27 protein-coding genes are annotated in these 21,261 nt (G+C 46.2%); 18 read left to right on the plus strand and 9 right to left on the minus strand.

Features of this window, described 5'->3' with window-relative positions; translation table 11 throughout:
- The first annotated feature begins 293 nt into the window (after positions 1-293).
- Positions 294-911, plus strand: a complete 618-nt coding sequence (kapD, locus tag MST20_RS12025; protein WP_243942384.1) for a 3'-5' exonuclease KapD — start codon at positions 294-296, stop codon at positions 909-911.
- A 27-nt stretch (positions 912-938) separates the two neighbouring features.
- Here the strand turns inward: kapD and kapB are convergent, their stop codons facing one another.
- Positions 939-1,328 carry a kinase-associated lipoprotein KapB gene (gene kapB, locus MST20_RS12030; protein ID WP_243942386.1) on the minus strand — a complete coding sequence of 130 codons (390 nt, stop codon included), beginning with the start codon at positions 1,326-1,328 and terminating at the stop codon, positions 939-941.
- 67 nt (positions 1,329-1,395) lie between these two features.
- On the opposite strand from kapB, the gene MST20_RS12035 reads away from it, so the two are divergent.
- Complete coding sequence (locus MST20_RS12035; protein WP_020452772.1) at positions 1,396-1,596, plus strand: hypothetical protein; 201 nt, start codon at positions 1,396-1,398, stop codon at positions 1,594-1,596.
- Positions 1,597-1,612: 16 nt separating this feature from the next.
- Here MST20_RS12035 and MST20_RS12040 read toward each other — a convergent pair whose 3' ends face one another.
- On the minus strand, positions 1,613-2,776 hold the full coding sequence (locus tag MST20_RS12040) for a MalY/PatB family protein (protein ID WP_243942388.1): 1,164 nt from the start codon (positions 2,774-2,776) through the stop codon (positions 1,613-1,615).
- Between the two features lie 106 nt (positions 2,777-2,882).
- Here MST20_RS12040 and MST20_RS12045 point away from each other — a divergent pair, with 106 nt between their 5' ends.
- Positions 2,883-3,380 carry a hypothetical protein gene (locus MST20_RS12045; RefSeq protein ID WP_243942390.1) on the plus strand — a complete coding sequence of 166 codons (498 nt, stop codon included), beginning with the start codon at positions 2,883-2,885 and terminating at the stop codon, positions 3,378-3,380.
- Positions 3,381-3,459: 79 nt separating this feature from the next.
- Complete coding sequence (locus MST20_RS12050; RefSeq protein WP_023856137.1) at positions 3,460-3,714, plus strand: DUF1871 family protein; 255 nt, start codon at positions 3,460-3,462, stop codon at positions 3,712-3,714.
- 38 nt (positions 3,715-3,752) lie between these two features.
- Here the strand turns inward: MST20_RS12050 and MST20_RS12055 are convergent, their stop codons facing one another.
- A complete protein-coding gene (locus MST20_RS12055) occupies positions 3,753-4,574 on the minus strand; it encodes an alpha/beta hydrolase (RefSeq protein WP_243942392.1) in 822 nt (273 codons plus the stop codon).
- 204 nt (positions 4,575-4,778) lie between these two features.
- Between MST20_RS12055 and MST20_RS12060 the strand changes: the two genes are divergently transcribed.
- The 3 genes from MST20_RS12060 (at position 4,779) to yugI (ending at position 7,044) form a co-directional block, all read left to right on the plus strand.
- The gene (locus MST20_RS12060; protein ID WP_003184796.1) at positions 4,779-5,279 is read left to right on the plus strand and encodes an Lrp/AsnC family transcriptional regulator; all 501 of its coding nucleotides are present in this window, start codon (positions 4,779-4,781) and stop codon (positions 5,277-5,279) included.
- The gene (locus MST20_RS12065) at positions 5,280-6,452 is read left to right on the plus strand and encodes an aminotransferase (protein ID WP_243942394.1); all 1,173 of its coding nucleotides are present in this window, start codon (positions 5,280-5,282) and stop codon (positions 6,450-6,452) included.
- 202 nt (positions 6,453-6,654) lie between these two features.
- Positions 6,655-7,044, plus strand: a complete 390-nt coding sequence (yugI, locus tag MST20_RS12070) for a S1 domain-containing post-transcriptional regulator GSP13 (RefSeq protein ID WP_020452765.1) — start codon at positions 6,655-6,657, stop codon at positions 7,042-7,044.
- Between the two features lie 31 nt (positions 7,045-7,075).
- Here yugI and MST20_RS12075 read toward each other — a convergent pair whose 3' ends face one another.
- Positions 7,076-7,312, minus strand: a complete 237-nt coding sequence (locus MST20_RS12075; RefSeq protein WP_003184789.1) for a DUF378 domain-containing protein — start codon at positions 7,310-7,312, stop codon at positions 7,076-7,078.
- 141 nt (positions 7,313-7,453) lie between these two features.
- On the opposite strand from MST20_RS12075, the gene MST20_RS12080 reads away from it, so the two are divergent.
- A complete protein-coding gene (locus MST20_RS12080) occupies positions 7,454-8,617 on the plus strand; it encodes an iron-containing alcohol dehydrogenase (RefSeq protein ID WP_243942396.1) in 1,164 nt (387 codons plus the stop codon).
- A 290-nt stretch (positions 8,618-8,907) separates the two neighbouring features.
- On the plus strand, positions 8,908-10,260 hold the full coding sequence (locus MST20_RS12085) for a glucose-6-phosphate isomerase (RefSeq protein WP_020452762.1): 1,353 nt from the start codon (positions 8,908-8,910) through the stop codon (positions 10,258-10,260).
- Between the two features lie 21 nt (positions 10,261-10,281).
- On the opposite strand, the gene MST20_RS12090 is transcribed toward MST20_RS12085, so the two are convergent.
- A complete protein-coding gene (locus MST20_RS12090) occupies positions 10,282-10,809 on the minus strand; it encodes a GNAT family N-acetyltransferase (RefSeq protein ID WP_243942398.1) in 528 nt (175 codons plus the stop codon).
- A gap of 74 nt (positions 10,810-10,883) precedes the next feature.
- A complete protein-coding gene (locus tag MST20_RS12095; RefSeq protein ID WP_243942401.1) occupies positions 10,884-11,360 on the minus strand; it encodes a TspO/MBR family protein in 477 nt (158 codons plus the stop codon).
- 117 nt (positions 11,361-11,477) lie between these two features.
- Between MST20_RS12095 and MST20_RS12100 the strand changes: the two genes are divergently transcribed.
- Together MST20_RS12100 and MST20_RS12105 are read left to right on the plus strand one after the other, a co-directional pair.
- Positions 11,478-12,044 carry a DUF421 domain-containing protein gene (locus MST20_RS12100; RefSeq protein ID WP_243942403.1) on the plus strand — a complete coding sequence of 189 codons (567 nt, stop codon included), beginning with the start codon at positions 11,478-11,480 and terminating at the stop codon, positions 12,042-12,044.
- 40 nt (positions 12,045-12,084) lie between these two features.
- Complete coding sequence (locus MST20_RS12105; protein WP_020452758.1) at positions 12,085-12,489, plus strand: YugN-like family protein; 405 nt, start codon at positions 12,085-12,087, stop codon at positions 12,487-12,489.
- Here the strand turns inward: MST20_RS12105 and MST20_RS12110 are convergent.
- Both MST20_RS12110 and MST20_RS12115 read right to left on the minus strand, forming a co-directional pair.
- A complete protein-coding gene (locus MST20_RS12110) occupies positions 12,486-13,469 on the minus strand; it encodes a potassium channel family protein (RefSeq protein ID WP_243942405.1) in 984 nt (327 codons plus the stop codon). The two genes, MST20_RS12105 and MST20_RS12110, sit on opposite strands and share 4 nt — an antisense overlap.
- Positions 13,466-13,720: a protein mistic gene (locus tag MST20_RS12115; RefSeq protein WP_003184771.1), complete on the minus strand. Its 255-nt coding sequence runs from the start codon at positions 13,718-13,720 to the stop codon at positions 13,466-13,468. The genes MST20_RS12110 and MST20_RS12115 overlap by 4 nt, the downstream gene beginning before the upstream one ends.
- A gap of 182 nt (positions 13,721-13,902) precedes the next feature.
- On the opposite strand from MST20_RS12115, the gene MST20_RS12120 reads away from it, so the two are divergent.
- From MST20_RS12120 to MST20_RS12150, 7 genes are all read left to right on the plus strand, one after another.
- Positions 13,903-14,127, plus strand: a complete 225-nt coding sequence (locus MST20_RS12120) for a YuzI family membrane protein (RefSeq protein ID WP_165425793.1) — start codon at positions 13,903-13,905, stop codon at positions 14,125-14,127.
- Between the two features lie 98 nt (positions 14,128-14,225).
- On the plus strand, positions 14,226-14,900 hold the full coding sequence (locus MST20_RS12125) for a zinc metallopeptidase (protein ID WP_023856125.1): 675 nt from the start codon (positions 14,226-14,228) through the stop codon (positions 14,898-14,900).
- Positions 14,901-14,950: 50 nt separating this feature from the next.
- The gene (locus MST20_RS12130) at positions 14,951-16,240 is read left to right on the plus strand and encodes a hemolysin family protein (RefSeq protein ID WP_243942407.1); all 1,290 of its coding nucleotides are present in this window, start codon (positions 14,951-14,953) and stop codon (positions 16,238-16,240) included.
- A gap of 183 nt (positions 16,241-16,423) precedes the next feature.
- Positions 16,424-17,209: a GH12 family glycosyl hydrolase domain-containing protein gene (locus MST20_RS12135; RefSeq protein ID WP_165427919.1), complete on the plus strand. Its 786-nt coding sequence runs from the start codon at positions 16,424-16,426 to the stop codon at positions 17,207-17,209.
- A 115-nt stretch (positions 17,210-17,324) separates the two neighbouring features.
- Positions 17,325-19,007: a glycoside hydrolase family 13 protein gene (locus tag MST20_RS12140; RefSeq protein ID WP_243942409.1), complete on the plus strand. Its 1,683-nt coding sequence runs from the start codon at positions 17,325-17,327 to the stop codon at positions 19,005-19,007.
- A gap of 38 nt (positions 19,008-19,045) precedes the next feature.
- On the plus strand, positions 19,046-19,447 hold the full coding sequence (locus MST20_RS12145; protein WP_243942411.1) for a secondary thiamine-phosphate synthase enzyme YjbQ: 402 nt from the start codon (positions 19,046-19,048) through the stop codon (positions 19,445-19,447).
- Positions 19,448-19,462: 15 nt separating this feature from the next.
- Complete coding sequence (locus tag MST20_RS12150; protein WP_243942413.1) at positions 19,463-20,518, plus strand: nitronate monooxygenase; 1,056 nt, start codon at positions 19,463-19,465, stop codon at positions 20,516-20,518.
- Here the strand turns inward: MST20_RS12150 and MST20_RS12155 are convergent.
- The gene (locus tag MST20_RS12155) at positions 20,498-21,235 is read right to left on the minus strand and encodes a protein-glutamine gamma-glutamyltransferase (protein WP_243942415.1); all 738 of its coding nucleotides are present in this window, start codon (positions 21,233-21,235) and stop codon (positions 20,498-20,500) included. The genes MST20_RS12150 and MST20_RS12155 overlap by 21 nt on opposite strands.
- Positions 21,236-21,261 lie beyond the last annotated feature (26 nt).

Raw genomic sequence — 21,261 nt, forward strand, 5'->3', positions numbered from 1 at the left:
TATAAACAGAGATGCGAATCACCTTCTTAAAAAATTTGAATTTCCTTCATTATAAATGAAATGTGGAAGCTGCATGGAATCGCTGCTCATTGGAATAACGATAATTGGGTATTTAAATGAATTTTCAACATTTTCAGAAATTAAAACCTTAAATATAGAAATATAATGATATAATAAGAGAAATATGAACGTACTTTGGAAAACATTCAGAAGATCTTAGGCTTGGACGATTTCAATCCGCTGCGCTACATCCATAAGTTTTTTATATTGAGATAGAAAGGCAGGTGTGAAAGTTGGAAGCGAGCACCTTACTGATTATTGATTTTGAATTTACAATGCCTGAGGGAAAGTATCACCCGCAAAATTTTTTCCCGGAAATCATAGAAGCAGGGATTGTAAAGACGGTTCATGATGAGGTGGTTGAGACATTTTCAAGCTATATTAAGCCGAAGAAGTTCCCTAAGTTAACGAGGCGCTGCAAAAAATTTCTCAGCATTACGCAGGAACAGGTTGACCAAGGCATCACGTTTAACGCGCTGATTGAAAAGCTGCGGGAGCTTGATCCTGACCAAAACAGCGCCATCATTACATGGGGAAACATGGATATGAAAGTGCTGAAGCAAAATTGCATGTTCAACCATGTTCCGTTTCCGTTTAAAGGAGAGATGAGGGATCTTTCCATGGAGTACAAGGAATTCTTTGGCGACAAAACATTGACGAATTTGTGGAAAGCAGCGGAAGAGTACGGCGATTCAGGAACGGGAAAACAGCATAAAGCGCTTGACGACGCGATGACAACGTATAAGCTGTTTCGGCTCGTAGAACGGGATAAGAAGTATTTGGAAAATCCCAAACCGACGACGATCGGCGAACGGGTTGACCTTTCAAAAGTCTTTCCGCACGCCACATAAATAACCCAATCTGGCAAACAGATTGGGTTATTTGTGCGGGAAATATTCATTTTCAAGCGCATGTATAAGCTCAAGCGATTTTGCCGCGTATTCGGACGAATCGTTTTGCAGATCCGTTTTTAAGCGGCTCAAAGCTAAGCGGAGCGAATCCGCATAATCCGGTACAGCTTCATCGAACGGCTTCACCATGCGGTGCTGAATATTTGTCTGTTCACCGAAAGCGAGCGCTTTTCGTTCATGAAAAAAAGGGACGTCTGCCTGATTGGGATGATGAAGATCGCCTTGCTTCGGGTGGGTCAGCACGGCGAGGATTTTGACAAGGTAGTGCATCGGTTTAACATCCGTAATTTCGCCGATGTAGACGCCTGTCTTATAAAAGCCCTTTACACGATCTCCGACTTGAAATTGGTTGTTCACTGCATCTGCCTCCTAATGGTATCATAATAAATAAATGGTAAAAAAATCATTTCAGGGAGGAAGAAAAATGGCGCCGTTTCTGATTCAGTTTATGCTCTATTTTCCTGAAGACAAAAGAGAATATATCCCTTCTTTTATTACGCTGGCCGTTTTCTTTATCATCGCGATTGTTGTATTCAGGCTGATCATCAAGCATTCCAAAAAAGAAGCTGAAAAAGCGGAAAAGCTGGAAAGAGAATTGAATGAAACCATCCACAAGCGCTCTTAGAAGCGCCCGGGAACGCTTATGAAAAAGCGGTCTTCAGACGTCTGAGCCCGTCTTTTACAACAGAGAGCGAACATCCGACATTCATTCTGACGAATCCTTCTCCGCCCGGTCCGTACTTCGGTCCCGGCTCTAGAATCAGCTTTCCTTTATGAAGGAGAAGCCGTTTGATGTCCTGATCCGTCAATCCGAGCTTGCGGCAGTCAAGCCATGCCAAGTAAGAGGCGTCTGGCTCCATCATGCGGACCTCGGGCAGCTCCTCTGCCAAAAAGCGGCGGACTTCTTCCATATTTCGTTCGATGTAAGGGATAAGCTGATCGAGCCACGGTTCGCCTTTTGAATAGGCCGCTTCGATTGCTGCAACTGCAAATGTATTTAAAGAATGCAGTCCCTGACGCTGCATAACCTTTGCAAAGGCGGTTCTCTTCGCCTTGTCGGGTATGATGATGGCTGAGGCCTGCAACCCGGCCAAATTAAACGTTTTGCTCGGTGCAATGCATGTGATCGAAATGTCCGCGAATTCCGGAGATAAAGAGGCGAACGGCGTATGGTTCAGTCCGTTCAGCATCAGGTCTGAATGGATTTCGTCGGAAACAACTGTGACACCGTGTTTAAGGCAGAGTTCGCCCAGCGTTGTCAGCTCTTCTTTCGACCATGAACGTCCGGAAGGATTGTGCGGATTGCAAAGAATGAACATCTTCACATCCGGTTCCCCAAGCTTTTTTTCAAGGTCGGAAAAATCCATTTCATAGCGGCCGTCTTTTTCGATTAATGGATTGTGTAACACAACCCGTCCGTTTTTTTCAACTATATCAAAGAACGGCGTATATACAGGCGGCTGTACGACCACCCGCTCGCCGGGCTCTGTGTACGCCTGCACCGCTTGGGCTAGCGCTGTTACAATGCCCGGGCTGAAAGTAATAAACGCCGGTTCAGTATTCCATCCGTGCCGGCGGCTGAGCCAATCGGTGACAGCTTCGTTCGTGCCCGCGCTTGCAGATGTATAGCCGAAAACCCCGTGCTCCAAGCGCTGCTGAAGAGCGTCAATAACGGGCTGGGGGGCGCGGAAATCCATATCAGCCACCCACATTGGAAGCGCGTCATCTACACCGAATAATTCCTTTGTTAAGTCCCACTTCACAGACTGGGTCCCGCGTCTGTTATGCTCTGTATTAAAATCCATGATCTCACCTCATGTCTTTTTCATATGTTATACATTAACTGTGAAAAGGATAGATTGCAATGTTTTAACCATGAAAGCTTTTATAAAATAAAGGGAGTGGCATCCGATGGAATGGAGCAGCATGCTAGAGTGGGCTTTTCAGCGTCATCTCAACCCTATGAGCTGGTATATCCGCCCGGTCTTTCTCGTGGCGCTTGCGTATTTTTGCTATAGGCGGACTTGGAAAGGCGTCATCGTTACTTTTTTGCTGATGACAAGCAGCATGGTTTGGTTTCCCGTCCCAGAGCGGATCAATCCGGAGATGCAGGCTGTTTTGGATTACGAGCTGAAGCTTTTGTCCAACCCGCTTTCTGCCGTGCTCACGCTCGCTTTTATGATGGGGTTTCTCGTGTTGATTGGCGCGGCATTTTGGAAGCGCTCCTTAGGGTGGGGACTTGCGGTATTGAATGTGACGCTGATCGGCAAGGTCGTGCTGTCAGTGATGCTGACGGGGGAAAACGGCTGGGCGCCCCTCGGAAATACCGTCTTCGGATTGATTCTCGTCAACGGCATCGGGCTGCTGCTGACCGCCTGGCGGAGGAAGCGGAGAAAAGCCGGCCGATAGCCTGGTGCTTTCCTTATCGACAAGCCGGCGCGTTATGATACAATAGCTTTTGAAACATTACAATGAAGCGGTGATCATGATGAAAGAAAGTCAGGCAGCAGCACAAATCATCCACATCATAAAGGAATGGGATCCGTTTCAAGCCGGACCCGATTTTTATGAAACGGAAGCGGCCGAGATCGTTCAGGCCGTCTACACGGAAAACGATGCAGAGCGGCTGGGCGAAGCGATCCAGTCCGTTTTTGAAGTATCATTTGATCAGACGCTGCCGCTGGCAAAATGCAAACAGCTGGCTGAACGGCTCCTTGCGATCAAAGACAGCAGTTCGTGCTGATCAGAATTTAAAAACCGCCAATCGGCGGTTTTTTATATTCATGTCAAAATGAAATTGGCAATTTTGTCTGATACATAATCCGGATTTTCTTCGGGGACGAGGTGTCCGGTATCCCGCAGGGAATAGAAAATGGAATTGGGCAGATCCTGATGAAGCCTTTTTCCGATCTGTACCGGGACGACGCGGTCCTCTTCGCCCCAGATTAAGAGGGAGGGCGTCTCGATTTTCTTCAAATCGTCCGGTAATAAATCGCCTTCCCGGTGTCTGATGAGACGCGCGAGCGCTCTGAAAATTTGATCGTCGAGAAACGGTTTCAGGTAACCGTTGATCATTTCCTGATCGATCAGAGAGCTGTCGTAGACAACATTCATGAGATTTTTCAGCACGCCTTGTTTTGACAGCCAGCGCTTGATGTACAAATAAAAATAAGGAATATGGCTCCCGAAAATGAGCGAGCGGGGCGAACGCTTTAAATAGCCTGAGCTGCACAACAGGACGACTTTTTTGAACAGTTCAGGCCTTTCCTTTATCGCATAAAGTGAAATCTGGCCGCCCATCGAATGCCCGACAAGCACGGCGTCATTAATCTTCAGCCTTTCGATCAGTTCGATGACCACCCTGGCCATGTTTTGATAGGTATACACAAAGGTGCTGGATTTTTCTGATTGGCCGAAGGGAGGCAGGTCAACGGCGACTAAATTAAACTCATCCTTCAGAAGAGGAATGATTTTTCTGTAGCAAAACGAGGAAGAAAGAAAGCCGTGTATTAAAACGAGCGATGTCCTGCCCGGATTCTCGTAATGCTCATAATATATTTTGACCCCTTGAATGGTCTCAATAGAAGGTTTTGTTAACAGCATGATCCAAATCACTCCGAATGTTTTTCTTTCATGTTCAAACAATCTGGCTGCATGTTGTCGCCTAAGTTCTGAGTACGTTATTTATCGTACCCGAAAAAAAATTTTTCACGCTTTGATTTCGCTTTTTTTACCGCCTTACATTCGTTCAAAAACGTGCTATAATATTCAGAAGATTTCTTGACATATAAAAGGTGTGATAACGAGATGAAGCTAACAGAAAAAGAAACAGAAATATTGGAAATATTAGAGGAAAACAGCCGCCTCGAACCTGAAACCATTGCTAAAATGGCGAACATTTCACAGGAAGAAACAAAAGCGATTATCGAAAAGCTTGAAAAAGAAAAGGTCATCATCGACTATTCGGCAATGATCGACTGGCGAAAAGTCGACGGCCATGAAGGCGTGACAGCGATGATCGATGTGAAAGTAACGCCGAAGCGCGGCGTCGGATTTGACGAAGTGGCCGAGCGGATTTATCGTTTTCAGGAAGTTGAATCCGTTTACTTGATGTCAGGCGTATATGATCTGTCGGTTGTCATCCGCGGCAGAACGATGTCGGATATTTCGCATTTCGTGTCCGAAAAATTATCGACGCTCGAATCGGTCGTGTCGACAACCACCCACTTTATTTTAAAGAAATACAAGCATGACGGTAAAGTGTTTGACTCCGGTGATGATGACAAAAGAATCGTGGTGTCTCCTTAAATGAGGACAACTTATATTTCTAAAGCAGCCCAGCAAATCAAACCGTCGGGCATCCGCAAATTTTTTGATCTTGCGTCCACAATGGAAGGCGTGATTTCATTGGGCGTCGGAGAGCCCGATTTTGTAACGGCGTGGAATGTCAGGGAAGCGAGCATCCTTTCCCTTGAACAGGGCTACACGTCATATACGGCAAACGCTGGTCTTCTTTCTTTGCGGAAAGAGATCAGCGCTTATCTGAATAAACGCTTTCATCTGGATTATGCTCCTGAGGACGAGCTGATTGTCACAGTCGGAGCAAGCCAGGCGCTTGATATTGCGGTCAGGGCGATCCTTGATCCAGGAGAAGAAGTGCTGATTCCCGAGCCTTGTTTTGTCGCTTATGAAGCGCTTGTTTCTTTGGCGGGGGGAAAAGCGGTTCACATTCACACGAACGCAGCGCGCGGATTTAAAGCGAGCGCAGCCGATTTTGAAGCCGTTCTGACTGAACGTACGAAGGCCATTATTCTTTGCACCCCGTCTAACCCGACAGGCTCTGTTTATTCAAAAAAAGAACTGGAAGAGATCGCGGCTTTTGCTGAAAAGCATGACCTGATTGTAATAGCAGATGAAATATACGCCGAGCTGACATATGATGAAGCGTATACAAGCTTTGCGGAAATCGCCGGAATGAAAAAACGGACGATATTGATATCGGGTTTTTCGAAAGGGTTTGCCATGACAGGCTGGCGCCTTGGATATGTCGCAGCTCCTGCATATTTAAGGGACCCTATGCTGAAAATTCACCAGTACTCGATGATGTGCGCGCCGAGCATGGCTCAATTTGCGGCGGAGGAAGCCCTTAAAAACGGTCTCGAAGACGTCGAAAAGATGAAAAAAAGCTACCGCCGCCGAAGGAATGTGTTTGTGGATTCACTAAACGAAATCGGGCTTGACTGCCATCAGCCGGGGGGCGCTTTTTACGCGTTTCCGTCCGTTAAAAAAACGGGCATGAGCTCAGAGCAGTTTGCTGAGGAGCTTCTCATCACAGAAAAAGTCGCCGTCGTCCCGGGCAATGTTTTCGGGCCGAGCGGCGAAGGCTATATCAGATGTTCCTACGCTTCCTCGCTTGAGCAGCTTCAGGAAGCGCTCGTCAGAATGAAACGCTTTGTCCAGAAGACCGGCGCAGATCAATAAAAAAATGCGCACCTAAAAGGTCCGCATCAACATAAGGGGGGAATACTAGAAAGCCTTAGTTGTTCTTTAGTATTCCCCTTTTATCTCGGTTTTAAACATACAATGATAAAAAAAGTTTTTTTGCTTAATAAAGACTTATATGATATAATTTTTTATTGCGTATAAAAAGAGTTAAATTCATATGATTTAGGAGTTGTTAGTTATGACAGCAAAATTTGAAGTAGGCAGTGTTTACACTGGAAAAGTGACTGGATTACAGGCGTACGGAGCGTTTGTTGCATTAGATGAAGAAACACAGGGACTCGTGCATATTTCTGAAGTAACACACGGTTTCGTTAAAGATATTAATGAGCACTTGGCGATCGGTGATGAGGTGCAAGTGAAGGTTCTTTCTGTAGATGAGGAAAAAGGCAAAATCAGCCTTTCTATCCGCGCTACACAGGCAGCTCCTGAACGAAAAGAAAGCAAGCCTAGAAGACAAAAGGCTGTTCAAGCCGAAGATACAGCTGCTCCACAAGGATTCAACACGTTGAAAGACAAACTTGAAGAGTGGATCGAGCAGTCCAACAGAAAAGATCTTATTAAGAAGTAATTGAAAAACTCCGGCCAAAGCCGGAGTTTTTTTATCGCATTTCCGGCTGCTTGGCGTCTTCGCCAGCAGTCTCTTCAGCCGGTTTAAATAAAAGTCCGAGGTTGATCAGACCTGCGATTCCGACAAGTGCGTAAACGGTCCGGGCTAAAGCGGATCCTTGACCGCCAAAAATGGCTGCAACCAAGTCAAATTGAAAAAATCCTATCAGTCCCCAATTGATTGCTCCAATGATCGTTAATACCAATGCAATACGTTGAAGTGCATTCATTTGTTTTTCCTCCTTTTTGAAGTCCTATATTTCACATTTATAGATTGCGACGGATTTGGAAACATTATACGCCTGAGGAGCAGATCGCTTTACAGAGCGTTCTGCGGTTTTCCATAATAGTAAATAAAGGAGGAGATACAGATGGATAATTTTACATATTGGAATCCCACGAAGCTGATATTCGGCCGGGGAGAAGTTGAAAAGCTGGCAGAAGAGGTGAAACATTACGGCCGCAATGTCCTGCTCGTATACGGCGGAGGCAGCATTAAACGAAACGGTTTATACGATCAAGTCATTTCAATCCTTGAAAAAGCGGGTGCAACCGTCCATGAACTGCCCGGCGTCGAACCGAACCCGCGTGTTGCCACTGTGAATAAGGGAGTCGCGATATGCAAAGAGAACGATATTGACTTTCTATTGGCAGTCGGCGGCGGAAGCGTCATCGATTGTACGAAAGCGATCGCCGCCGGAGCAAAATACGACGGAGATGCGTGGGATATTGTGACAAAAAAACATATTCCGGCTGATGCGCTGCCGTTTGGAACGGTTTTAACGTTGGCAGCGACAGGATCGGAAATGAACTCGGGATCTGTGATCACAAATTGGGAAACCAATGAAAAATACGGCTGGGGAAGCCCGCTCGTCTTCCCTAAATTTTCAATTCTTGATCCTGTCAACACATTTACCGTACCGAAAGACCACACGATTTACGGCATTGTCGACATGATGTCCCACGTGTTTGAGCAATATTTTCACCATACCGAAAATACCCCTTATCAGGACCGGATGTGCGAATCCCTGCTCAAAACGGTGATTGAAACAGCTCCTAAGCTCATTGAAGACCTTGAAAACTATGAGCTGCGCGAAACGATTCTCTATACAGGCACCATTGCGCTGAACGGCATGCTATCAATGGGCGCGCGCGGAGACTGGGCGACGCACAATATCGAGCACGCTGTTTCAGCCGTCTACGATATTCCGCATGCGGGAGGGCTTGCGATCCTGTTCCCGAATTGGATGAAGCACACGCTTTCCGAGAATGTCGGCCGCTTTAAACAGCTTGCCGTCCGCGTTTTTGACATAGATGATACAGGAAAAACCGATCGTGAAGTGGCGCTTATCGGAATCGAGAAGCTGTCTGAATTCTGGACCAGCCTTGGCGCGCCAAATCGTCTAGCCGACTATGACATCACAGATGAGAAGCTGGATCTGATTGCCGACAAAGCGATGGCAAACGGCGAATTCGGCCGCTTTAAAACGTTGAATAAAGACGATGTTCTGTCTATTTTGAAGGCTTCTTTATAAGACTTCTTGACGGCTCAAGGAGGACCGCCATACCTTGAGCCGTTGTTTATTTGTTATCTTTTTGACAAAACTGCGGGTGGCGGCTGAAAAACATGCATTTCTGGCGCACCAGCCCCGATCCTCCTTTTTTTCGTCACTTGATTTAACGAAGGAGTTCATATAAAGTGAAAAGGGAAGAGGCTGTCGCCGAAAATCGACATGTTTTAAAATCCTTTGGCCCGCACTCTCATGAAAATGAAAGCGCTGGCGGATATTTGAAAGAAAACAGCTAGTACTGGAGGTTTAATAATATGACGCATGTCCGTTTTGACTACTCAAGAGCATTGCCATTCTTTAAAGAACATGAACTTACATATTTGCGTGACTTCGTGAAAGTCGCCCACCATACCATTCACGAAAAAACAGGTGCGGGCAGCGACTTTTTAGGATGGGTGGATCTTCCGACTGACTATGACAAAGAAGAATTCGCCCGCATTAAAAAATGCGCTGAAAAAATTCAAAATGATTCCGATGTTTTGCTGGTTGTCGGAATCGGCGGTTCATATCTCGGCGCAAGAGCGGCGATTGAAATGCTGAATCATTCATTTTACAATGTGCTGCCGAAAGAAAAACGGAAAACGCCGCAAGTGATTTTCATCGGCAATAACATCAGCTCTTCTTACATGAGAGACGTGATGGATCTTCTTGAAGATGCTGACTTTTCAATCAATGTGATTTCTAAATCAGGGACAACGACAGAACCGGCGATTGCTTTCCGGATCTTCCGCAAGCTTCTTGAAGAAAAGTATGGAAAAGAAGAAGCGAAACGCCGCATTTATGCAACAACTGATAAAGAGCGGGGCGCATTAAAAACGCTTGCTAATGAGGAAGGCTTTGAATCATTTATCATTCCTGACGATGTCGGGGGCCGCTTTTCTGTGCTCACAGCGGTCGGCTTGCTTCCAATCGCAGTCAGCGGAGCCGATATCGATGAAATGATGAAGGGCGCCCGCGATGCGAGCAAAGACTTCTCCACATCAGAGCTTGAAGACAATCCGGCTTACCAATACGCGGTCGTCAGAAACGTCCTTTATAACAAAGGAAAAACGATTGAAATGCTGATCAACTACGAGCCGGGCCTTCAGTACTTCGCAGAATGGTGGAAGCAGCTCTTTGGTGAAAGTGAAGGAAAAGACGAAAAAGGCATTTATCCTTCTTCAGCCAACTTCTCGACTGATCTTCACTCTCTTGGACAATACGTACAAGAAGGAAGAAGAGATATGTTCGAAACAGTGCTGAACGTTGAAAAGCCAAGACACGAGCTGACAATCGAAGAAGCGGACAATGATCTTGACGGCTTGAACTACCTTGCCGGCAAAACGGTCGACTTCGTCAATAAAAAAGCGTTCCAAGGCACAATGCTCGCGCACACGGACGGTAATGTGCCGAACCTGATCGTGAACGTACCTGAAATGAACGCTTACACGTTCGGCTACCTCGTGTACTTCTTTGAAAAAGCCTGCGCAATGAGCGGATACCTGCTCGGCGTCAACCCGTTTGACCAGCCTGGAGTGGAAGCGTACAAAGTCAATATGTTCGCCCTCCTCGGCAAGCCTGGCTTCGAAGAGAAAAAAGCAGAGCTTGAGAAACGTTTGGATCAATAAACGAAAAAACAGCCTCCGGACTTATTGTCCCGGAGGCTGTTTTAATTCGTATGACGGATGTTGAAGTCCGGTAGACGGATAAAATTCGTCATGTGTGTAGGAGAATCCTAATTTTTCCAATCGTTTTCGTGAAGCTGTATTTTCAGGGTGATGTCCCGCAAACAGCTTTTTTGCCCGGATTTTGTTAAATGCGTATTCAATCATGGCCTCAGCCGCTTCAGATGCATAACCTTTACCCCAAGCCGAACGGACGAGATGAAAACCAAGCTCGTACACCTCATTTTCCGGGTCATAGGGGCGAAGTCCGCAGCATCCGATGAATTCGTTGTTTCCTGTTTTAAATGTCGGGAAGTATTGCACACCGTGTGTTTTGTATTGTTCGATCTCCAGCAGCAAACGGTTTCTTATTTCGCTATCGGTCATGATTCCGTTTGCTGTCAGATATTTGGCCACATCTCGATTTCCCCACAATGTCTTTGCCAAATTCAAATTCTCTTTCGTCCATAAAGAAAAGCCGATGCGTTTTGTTTGAAGAAAGTAGTGTTTCATTCCATTCCGATCCCCCTTCTAAGGCAGCTGTTCACCTTATTTTAACACGGCCATAGCCGGCGGGGCTTTTTAACCTAATGATTCATCCCGTAAATCGTAAACGCGAGATAAGTGGCGAAAAAACTCCACAATACATAAGGGACTAAGAGAAATGCTGCTGTTTTATGAATGCGCCGTGCGATAATGGCGAGCGCAAGGGCGCTCATGGCCACCAAAAAAGAGTCGGCCGCGGCAGCAAGTACGTTTTTTTCCGTGAATTGAAAATAGCTGAATGCCTGGTTAAACATATAGTTAATGATCAGCATGATCCAAAATGGCGCCGCAGCTTTTCTCAGATCATATGCAGCATACACGAGCGCCGCCGCTAATGAAATGAAGGCGAACAGCACGCTCCAGATGGTTCCGATCAAACGGCCTGACGGTGTCCAATCCGGTTTGTTCAATGACTCATACCATTCCCGGTCTACAGGGAATAAAACGCCCGCCAGTGAAAACAGTGCATATGTAGCAATAAATACGATCACAGCCGTTACTAATTTTTTTCTTCTCAATCGAAGTTCCTCCCCGTCATAAGCTCATACCTTTGTCTTTCCCAATTCGATCAAATATACTCATACCGCACAAGCTTCTGATCCATACTAAAAAATAAAACGGTTTGGAGTGACATTATGGCATTTGTATTGGAAACATTGTTTCTCATCTTAACGGCTATTGTTCTGCTGAGAATTTCGGGAAGGAAATCAATTTCGCAGATGACGATAGCCACCACCGTCGTCATGATTTCCATCGGAACGATCATCGTTCAGCCGATCATTGAAGACAGCATTTTTAAAACGGTGGCAGCTGCATCGATCTTTATCATCGTCCTTCTGTTGATCGAGTATTTTAACATGAAGTTTGATTTTTTTGAAAGCCTGATTGTGGGGAAAGCCGTTGTATTGATCGAAAACGGTGAGCTTCAGGAGCAGAACCTAAAAAAGCACCGCATAACCGTCGACCAGCTGGAAATGAGGCTCCGGACACAGGGGATTTCAAAATTATCCGATGTGAAAAATGCAACGCTTGAATCAAACGGCCTGCTCGGCTACGAGTTATCGGATGATGCCAAGCCTTTTACTATGGGAGAGTATAAAAAATTCCTCCGTATGCAAAACAACCTGCAGCAGCCGGAGGACAATCTGTTTAAGGAAATCACTGAAGGCCACCTGCAAGAACCTGATAAACAATTGCGCTAGGGCCCTGAAGTATAAAAAACGAAAAAAAGGAGTTTTGGCCATGATAAGCTTACCTTCTGAACTGGAAAACCGGTCGTTTTCTCTTTATCATCTCGAACAGACGCTCAAGCCTCTCGGCTATGTGATCAGCGGCGGCTGGGAATATGACCGCGGCTTTTTTGACTATAAAATTGATGATGAGGAAGGATACTTGTTTTTGCGGATTCCGTTTGAAGCGGAAGACGGACAGCTTGATTCGCAAAATGCGACGGTCAAGCTCGGCACGCCGTTTTTGCTTCGCCACGTCTATCAGGAAGCGCTGGACGACTACGTCGTTCAGGGGAATTTTCGCGCATCTTTTGACCAGTTTGCCGAACCGAAAGAAAAAGACGCCGATATTCCCGGCGTCTATGAAAAGCTTGGCCAATCGTATGTAAAAGAACTCGAAAAGGCGCTTCTTTCTTAAAGTGACAGCAGCTGGTCTGTCGGCTGAAGCTTGTACGAAAATGAAGGAGACAGTACAGGCCCGTCTTTTTGGTGAATACCGATGATGAAAATGTCTTCCTTCATGAAATGGTGGATCACTTCTTGAAAAGACGCGCCTTCCATCGTCTTCGGAAGCGGAACCTGATGGACTTTGAAATGAATATCAGCTTCCTTAAAAAGCGGATCAGGGAGCTGATTTTTAATGAGAAAATGCTGCAGCATCGCCGTTTTTAAAAGGTCCGCTGTACTGATGATCTGGTTCGCTCCGGCGCGCTCGGCATTTTTTTTCTGCTTTTCCGTCAAGATTTCTACAACGCAATACACCGACGGGTTCAAGCCTTTAACAGCCAGCAATGTTAAGACTGACTGCATGTCTGCAGATATTTCGCTTTTATGCTGATCAGCGGTAATAAAGACGATTTCAGCTTCTTCAATATTCGCTTTTTGCAGTGTGGCATCATCCGCAGCGGGTCCTCTGATAAAATGAATGTTTTCCATCAGGGGGCCTTCCTTTAGTGTTTCATCAATGAGCACGATCGTTTTGTTTGAATCGGCGGCCTGGAGCGTCCTCATCAGCTTGTTGGATTTCTCGTTCCAGCCGATCAGGATCATATGTCCCTTGCCGCTGTAGTTCACCTTGCCTTCGGCGTAACGCTGCTGCTTGCTGAAAGCGGCCGTCGCCATCGTTGCAAAATAGGCCGTGACAAACGCTGCCCCCATTAAAATAAGGAGCATGCCGACGGTTTTGCCGAGCGCGGTTTTAGGGACAAAATCACCGTATCCGACTGTGGAGACGGTGATCAGCGCCCACCATACGCCTTCAAAAACGTTTGAAAACTGCTGCGGCTCGACGAAGGTGATCAGCTGACCGAAAAGGATGATCAATAAAAGGATAATGATTGCGATGCGGACATATATCGGCCACCTCAGCCATGCGATAAATACACGGTTTGATTTCATGCTTCTTCACCGTCTTTCCGCAGGGAAAATGATAAAATCTCTTTGATGATTGCATTTAACTTTTGATTGGTGCTTACTTTCCCGTGCTGTTCAATGGCTTGTCTGATCATTTCTGCCGTTTCTTCTTCAAATTCGATCAGCTGCTCGTCTTTTTCCGATTCGTTATAGAGAAGAATGAACGCATCAAGCCCTTCATTCATTTTATCAATCGCCGTGCTTAACTGTTCTTTTTCCTGATCCGTTACTTTCACCGTGTCACCACCCGAGTTCTCCTTTTTATTCAGTATATCCCTATTTTACAAAAATTTTTCAGGTAAAAATAAACCTTCGTTAACCGACAATAACCGGTAGAGCTGAAGATTTTTACTGCGGCGTCATATCGGTTCCCGTCCTTCCATACACTTTTTATAAACGGATGAGGGATGGGAGCGGAATGTCCTGTTTAATGAGGCTCTTTTTCATACTGGTCGGAGTCCAGCTGATGGCGGCGGCATCCATTCAATTCATTTTTGATTTAAACGCCGTTTATCATTCCTCTGATGAAGTATTCTGGAGGGAGTTTTTCAAGGAGTTGTCCACAAGGCCGCCTTTCTACATCATGATGTCAGGAATGGTACTGATCTTTATCGGGGTTTGTTTACCGCGAAGAAAAAGGTAGTGCACTTTTCTGTACAAAAGGAAATTCCTCGGGATAAAATATATTTACAATTAAAATTTTAAACGACTTATCACAAGAGGGAAGATGATTGCATGAGCATGATTTTTTACTTGTTAACATTTGCTGCATTAGGTTTATCGATTTGGGCACAATTTAAAGTGAAGAGCAACTTTGAAAAATATTCAAAAGTAGAGGCGTCAAGCGGGAGAACTGGAGCCGAAGTGGCCAGACAGATTCTCGACCAAAACGGCCTTTACGATATCCCGGTTGAACCGGTAAGAGGAACCTTGACAGACCATTATGACCCGACAGCACGCGTTGTGCGCCTGTCCGAACCCGTATATTACGGCCGTTCAATTGCAGCGGTTTCCGTTGCTTCCCATGAATGCGGACATGCCCTCCAGCATCAGGAATCATACGGCGCACTTGTTTTGAGGCATAAGATGTTTCCGATTGTGAACTTTTCTTCGGGAGTGGCGCCATTTTTGTTTATCGGCGGAATGCTGCTCGGAAGCCTGAATCTGATCGGGCTCGGCATCATTTTGTTTTCGGCGGCCGTATTCTTCCAGCTTGTGACACTGCCTGTTGAATTTAACGCAAGCTCACGGGCAAAAAGGATCATCGTTTCAGAAGGAATGATCCGCAACACGGAAGAAAGAGGCGTCAGCAAGGTGCTGGATGCCGCTGCTCTGACATATGTTGCAGCAGCGCTTGTTTCGCTGTTTGAGCTGCTGCGCTTCGTCGCAATTTTCCTGTCCGGTCGTAATGACTAACCATTCGTCTTAAGGAGGTGGCCCCTTACCATATTTGGTAAGGGCTTTTTTTGAATATCCTGAATCTCATACTCGTCATACTTTTAATTGCAGCTACGGCTTTTTTCGTTGTCGCCGAATTTGCGATCGTCAAAATCCGCGGCACAAAAATCGATCAGCTTGTTGAAAGCGGGGATAAGCGGGCAATTGCGGCCAAAAGAGTGGTGACAAATCTTGATGAATATTTGTCTGCCTGCCAGCTCGGCATTACCATCACCGCATTAGGGCTCGGCTGGCTCGGAGAATCGACATTCGAACGGATCATCCACCCGCTTTTTGAATTATTTGGCCTGCCTGAATCCGTTTTAAGAGTGGCTTCGATTGTTACTGCATTTATCATCATTACATTTTTGCACGTTGTGGTCGGCGAGCTTGCGCCAAAAACAATTGCGATTCAAAAAGCTGAAGCCGTCAGCTTATGGACGGCAAAGCCGCTCATTTTGTTTTATAAAATCATGTTCCCGTTTATCAAACTGCTGAATGGTTCGGCCCGGCTGTTAACGAAGCTGTTCGGGTTCCATTCGGTTAAAGAGCATGAAGTGGCAATCAGTGAGGAAGAGCTGCGGCTTATGTTGTCTGAAAGCTATAAAAAAGGAGAAATCAATCAGACTGAGTATAAATACGTCAACAAAATTTTTGAATTTGACAACAGGCTGGCCCGGGAAATCATGGTGCCGAGAACGGAAATCGCTACCCTATTGGCTGATCAATCGATAAAAGAAGCGATTGAAACCGTCATTAATGAACGCTATACGAGATATCCGGTCATTAAGGACGATAAAGACCATATTATCGGAATAGTCAACAGCAAGGACTTGTTTAAATCGTATTTTCTCGACCAGACGATTCCTTTAACTGACTTAATGAGACCTGTCATCAGGGTGATTGAGAACATACCGATCCAGGAGCTCTTGATTCGCATGCAGAAGGAACGGATCCATATGGCCATTCTTGTTGATGAGTACGGCGGAACGGCAGGGCTGGTTACAGTTGAAGACATATTGGAGGAAATCGTCGGAGAAATCAGGGATGAGTTTGATCAGGACGAAATGCCGCACATTATAAAAAAAGGCGAACACCATTATATTATGGACGGAAAGGCATTAATCGACGAAGTGAATGACCTCCTTCATATCGCGATTGAAAACGAAGAAGTCGATACGATTGCCGGCTGGCTTTTGACGCAAAAGATGGAGCTGAAAAACGGGGACATCCTCAAAACTGAGGGATGCGAATTTAAAATTCTTGATGCTGAAGATCATCATATCCGTTTCATCGAAGTGAAAAAAACGGATTTTTAAAAAGACAGCTGCGGGCGGACCGCGGCTGTTTTTTAGTTCGATGGCCGTTCTTTATTTCTATAAAATGGATATTTATTCAAAGATAAGAGGATAGATCTATGGAAATTCATGACTTTTTACGAATGTACTCCGTTTCGTTCTTTTTTATAATATGATGTATAAATATGAGGAGGTTTTCAATACGTGAAAAACAACCATTTGCTAAAATCGATCCTGCTATGGGGAGCGGTATGCATCATGCTGCTGGCGGGGCCGCTCTCGGCGCTTGCTGCTTCGTCATCAAACCCGTCGGATAAATTGTATTTTAAAAACAAAAAATACTACATATTCAACAATGTATGGGGAGCCGACCAGGTCAGCGGCTGGTGGCAGACCATTTATCATAACAATGATTCAGATATGGGCTGGGTATGGAATTGGCCGAGCAATACCAGCACGGTCAAAGCTTATCCGTCGATCGTCAGCGGCTGGCATTGGACTGAAGGCTATACTGCGGGCAGCGGATTCCCGACCAGGTTGTCAGATCAAAAAAACATCAACACGAAAGTCAGCTATTCGATCAGCGCGAACGGCACCTACAATGCCGCATATGACATTTGGCTCCACAATACAAACAAGGCGAGCTGGGATTCGGCTCCAACCGATGAGATTATGATCTGGCTCAATAACACAAATGCCGGACCTGCCGGTTCTTATGTCGAAACTGTTTCGATTGGCGGGCACAATTGGAAAGTATATAAAGGCTATATTGATGCTGGAAGCGGCAAAGGGTGGAACGTGTTTTCATTTGTCAGAACGGCAAACACCCAACGTGCGAACCTGAATATTCGGGATTTCACGAATTATCTTGCCGACTCCAAACATTGGCTTTCCAAAACAAAGTATGTCAGCAGTGTGGAATTCGGTACGGAAGTTTTCGGAGGCACAGGACAAATTAATATTTCCAATTGGGACGTAACGGTCCGCTGATGGATTTACACCGCTCTTTTATAAAAAGGGCGGTTTTTTTCTTCGTCTAAAACACCTCATAACTGTCATTAGACATTTATATAATAAATGAAATGAACTCCTAAGGGGTGTTTGAATGACAAGGGCATGGTGGAAAGAGGCTGTCGTCTATCAAGTGTATCCGCGCAGTTTTATGGATTCGAACGGGGATGGCATCGGAGATATCAACGGGATCAGAGAGAAGCTTCCGTATATCAGGGAGCTCGGGGCAGATGCCATATGGATTTGTCCGGTCTTTGATTCTCCCAATGCCGATAACGGTTATGACATCAGGGATTATCAAAGCATCATGCCGGAATTTGGCACGATGGACGACTTTGACGCTCTGCTGACTGAAGCGCATCACCTCGGAATGAAACTGATCATCGATCTCGTCATCAATCATACGAGCGATGAACATCCATGGTTTATCGAATCAAGGGCAGAGCGGAATTCCGGGAAGCGGGAGTGGTATATTTGGCAAGACGGAAAGGACGGGAGCGAACCGAACAACTGGGAAAGCATATTCGGCGGCTCAGCCTGGACTTATGACGAAAAAACAGAGCAGTATTATCTGCACCTGTTTCACGAAAAGCAGCCGGATCTGAATTGGGAAAACAGTGACATGAGAAGCGCTCTTTATGACATGATCAACTGGTGGCTTCAAAAAGGAATCGACGGGTTCAGGGTTGACGCGATTTCACACATTAAGAAAAAAGAAGGACTTCCGGATCTGCCGAATCCGGAAGGGCTCTCTTTTGTGCCTTCATTTGCTTATCATATGAATGTCGACGGGATTATAGCGTTATTGCAGGAACTAAAAGAAAATACGTTCGCCGGGTATCCTCATATCATGACAGTCGGCGAAGCAAACGGTGTCAGCGCTGAAGAAGCGGAGGACTGGGTTGGAGAACCAAACGGGATATTCAGCATGATTTTCCAATTTGAACACCTCGGCCTTTGGGGGATTGAAGGCGGAGAACTCGATATTCCCGAACTCAAGCGGATATTGTCAAACTGGCAATCGGCTCTTGAAGGGAAAGGGTGGAACGCGCTTTTTATCGAAAATCATGATCAGCCCCGGGCCGTTTCAGTCTGGGGAGATGACGGGAAATACAGAATAGACAGCGCAAAGGCCTTAGCTGCAATGTATTTTTTGATGAAAGGCACCCCGTTTATTTATCAAGGGCAGGAAATCGGAATGACAAACGCGATTTTCTTCGATATAGATGATTATGATGACGTTTCAATTAAAAATGATTACCGGATTCAAAAAGAAAAGGGCCGCTCACACGAAGACATCATGAAGGCGGTTTGGAAAAAGAGCAGGGATCACGCGCGCACGCCGATGCAATGGACGGATCAGCCAAATGCCGGCTTTACTAAAGGGGAACCGTGGCTCTGCATGAACGAAAATTACAAGCTGATCAATGTCGTTCATCAGCAGCATGACCCCCGGTCGGTCTATCATTTTTATAAACGGTTGATCGCGATCAGAAAGCGGTATGACGTCTTCATCGACGGATCATATGAACTGCTCTTGCCTGAGGACCGGCAGATTTTTGCATACTTGCGAAAGCTTCGGGAAGAAACGGCCATTGTGATCGTCAACCTTAGCGCGCGCCAGGCGTATTACCATCATCCCGCATACCCTTTATGTACGGACGGACTGCTGCTGTCAAATGCTGATATCAACGCGCACAAGCACCTTACATCTTTTGTGATGAACCCTTATGAGGCGCGCGTTTACATGATCAGACAGGAAATCGGCGATTTGTAACGAATAGAGAAAGGGTGCCAGGAAAGGAGCGGATTCGTATGTTGAAAAAAATACAGATTCAAACAAATCGGCGCGATGAAATGCTTGATATTACAAATGACGTCCAAAGATTCATTTCTGAAAATGACGTTTCCAGCGGCGCTGTTATCGTCTACTGTCCGCATACAACGGCAGGCATTACGATCAATGAAAATGCTGACCCCGATGTCAAACGCGATATGCTGAGACGGTTCGAAGAAGTGTATCCGTGGGAACATGAGCTTGACCGCCATATGGAAGGGAATACCGCGGCGCATTTGAAAGCGAGCACGGTCGGGGCATCGCAGCATATCATTATTGAAGGGGGCAGGCTTGTCCTCGGGACTTGGCAGGGCATATATTTCTGCGAGTTCGACGGCCCGAGGCACCGGACATGCTATTTTAAAATCACAGCCGATTGAAAGGAGAAAATAAAAATGAATCAGTTCATGGAACGTCTCTCTTTATCAAAGCCTGTGATCCAGGCGCCGATGGCGGGCGGACCGACAACACCAAGGCTCGCCGCCGCCGTATCAGACTGCGGCGGCTTAGGCAGCCTTGCATCCGGCTATTTGACGCCGGAAGTTCTTCAACAACAGATTCTGGAAACCAAAAAACTGACATCAGCCGGGTTTCAAGTCAACCTCTTCATTCCGGAAAAACGGGAAAACGTCAGCCGGGAAGAATATGAAGGGTGGCAAGAGAAGATACCTTATGCACGGTCGGCTTCATCCGTGCCAGAAGAGAAACACGATTGGGATGATTTTTACGAGAAAATAGAAATCATACTAAAGGAAGGGATCAGCGCCGTTTCATTTACATTTGGCCCGCCGCCGGCCGATGCCGTCAAAGAACTGAAAGACCGAAACTGCTGTTTAATGGGCACCGCCGTTTCTGTTGAAGAAGCCGTGATGCTTGAAGAATTGGGGATGGATGTCATCGTTGTTCAAGGAAGTGAAGCCGGCGGCCACAGGGGTGCCTTCTTGAAAACGAAGGGAGAGCCCGCTGTCGGCTCGATGGCGTTTATTCCCCAAGCGGCAGATCACGTGTCGGTTCCGGTGGTTGCGGCGGGCGGCATTTTTGACAAAAGAGGTGTTGCGGCAGCTTTTGCCCTCGGCGCACAGGGAGTTCAAATCGGCACCGCTTTTTTGACGTGCGAAGAAAGCGGAACACATCCTGCATACAAACAAAAATTGCTTGAAGCGGTTGAAACAGACACAAGGCTGACCCGTTTGTTCTCAGGGAAGCCGGCAAGAGGCATCGTCAATCAATGGATGGAAGACAGGCGCCCGGACGAAGCTGAAGCGCTGCCTTATCCTCTGCAAAATACGCTGACGCAGCCGATGAGAAAACAGGCGAAGCTTGAAGGGAATCCGGACGGCATGTCATTGTGGTCCGGACAGGGCGTGCGGGCCTCCGTGCGGCTAACGACGGTGAAGGAGCTGATGGATCAGCTTGTGCCTGCCGATGTGCTATCTGATCATTTGTATTAATGCAGGAATATCAACCCGTGTCACTTGAGATAGCAGATAGGCGGACGTCTGTGCATGAGGCTTTCTCAGCCCGTTCAGTTTTTCAATGATCGTTTCGCCGCTTAAGATCCCCAGACCGTGTGCCGCATAGAGATTATTTTCAAGTAAAATAGCGTTTTCTCCGCGCCACTGCGGTCTTTCGGGATCGAATTCAGGGTTCTTGAAATACAGGCAGTCTCCCGGAAGGTAGTCGTTTCCCTTATCCGTATAGATCGGCAGCCGCTCATAATGCCAATCATATAAAATGATTCTTTGATAATTCCGGTCAAATGTCTGATCGTCGATCGTTTTGAGGAGCGCCATATAAAAAATGATGACAATCGCAGTTGCGCATTCAAAAGCATAAAGAGAGCCGCTTTCAAAAATATTTCGAATCGCCTTTGAAGCCGGCGCCCTGTACTTCAACTCCAAAGCCCCCTCAGGCGTCACCCTCCAAAACTCTTCATTCCCGTATGTCTTTGAAAAGGTGGCAAACTTCGCTCCGCTGTTGATCAGCTCTCTGGCCGATTCGACGGTATGCACTCTGAATCTTAGCTCAAATGACAGTTCTGAGATTGAACCGTATCTATATCTGGACGGCATGGCCAGCATCCGGTTGGCAATGTCTCTCTGTGTCTGACTGACATTCAGTTTTTCGATATCCTCTGGACGGAGCCAGTAGCCCGAAACACTTATCATAGGATACACCCTTTTTCCTTTTTTAT

The sequence above is a fragment of the Bacillus sp. B19-2 genome, assembly GCF_022832475.1.
GTDB classification, from domain to species: Bacteria; Bacillota; Bacilli; order Bacillales; family Bacillaceae; genus Bacillus; species Bacillus paralicheniformis.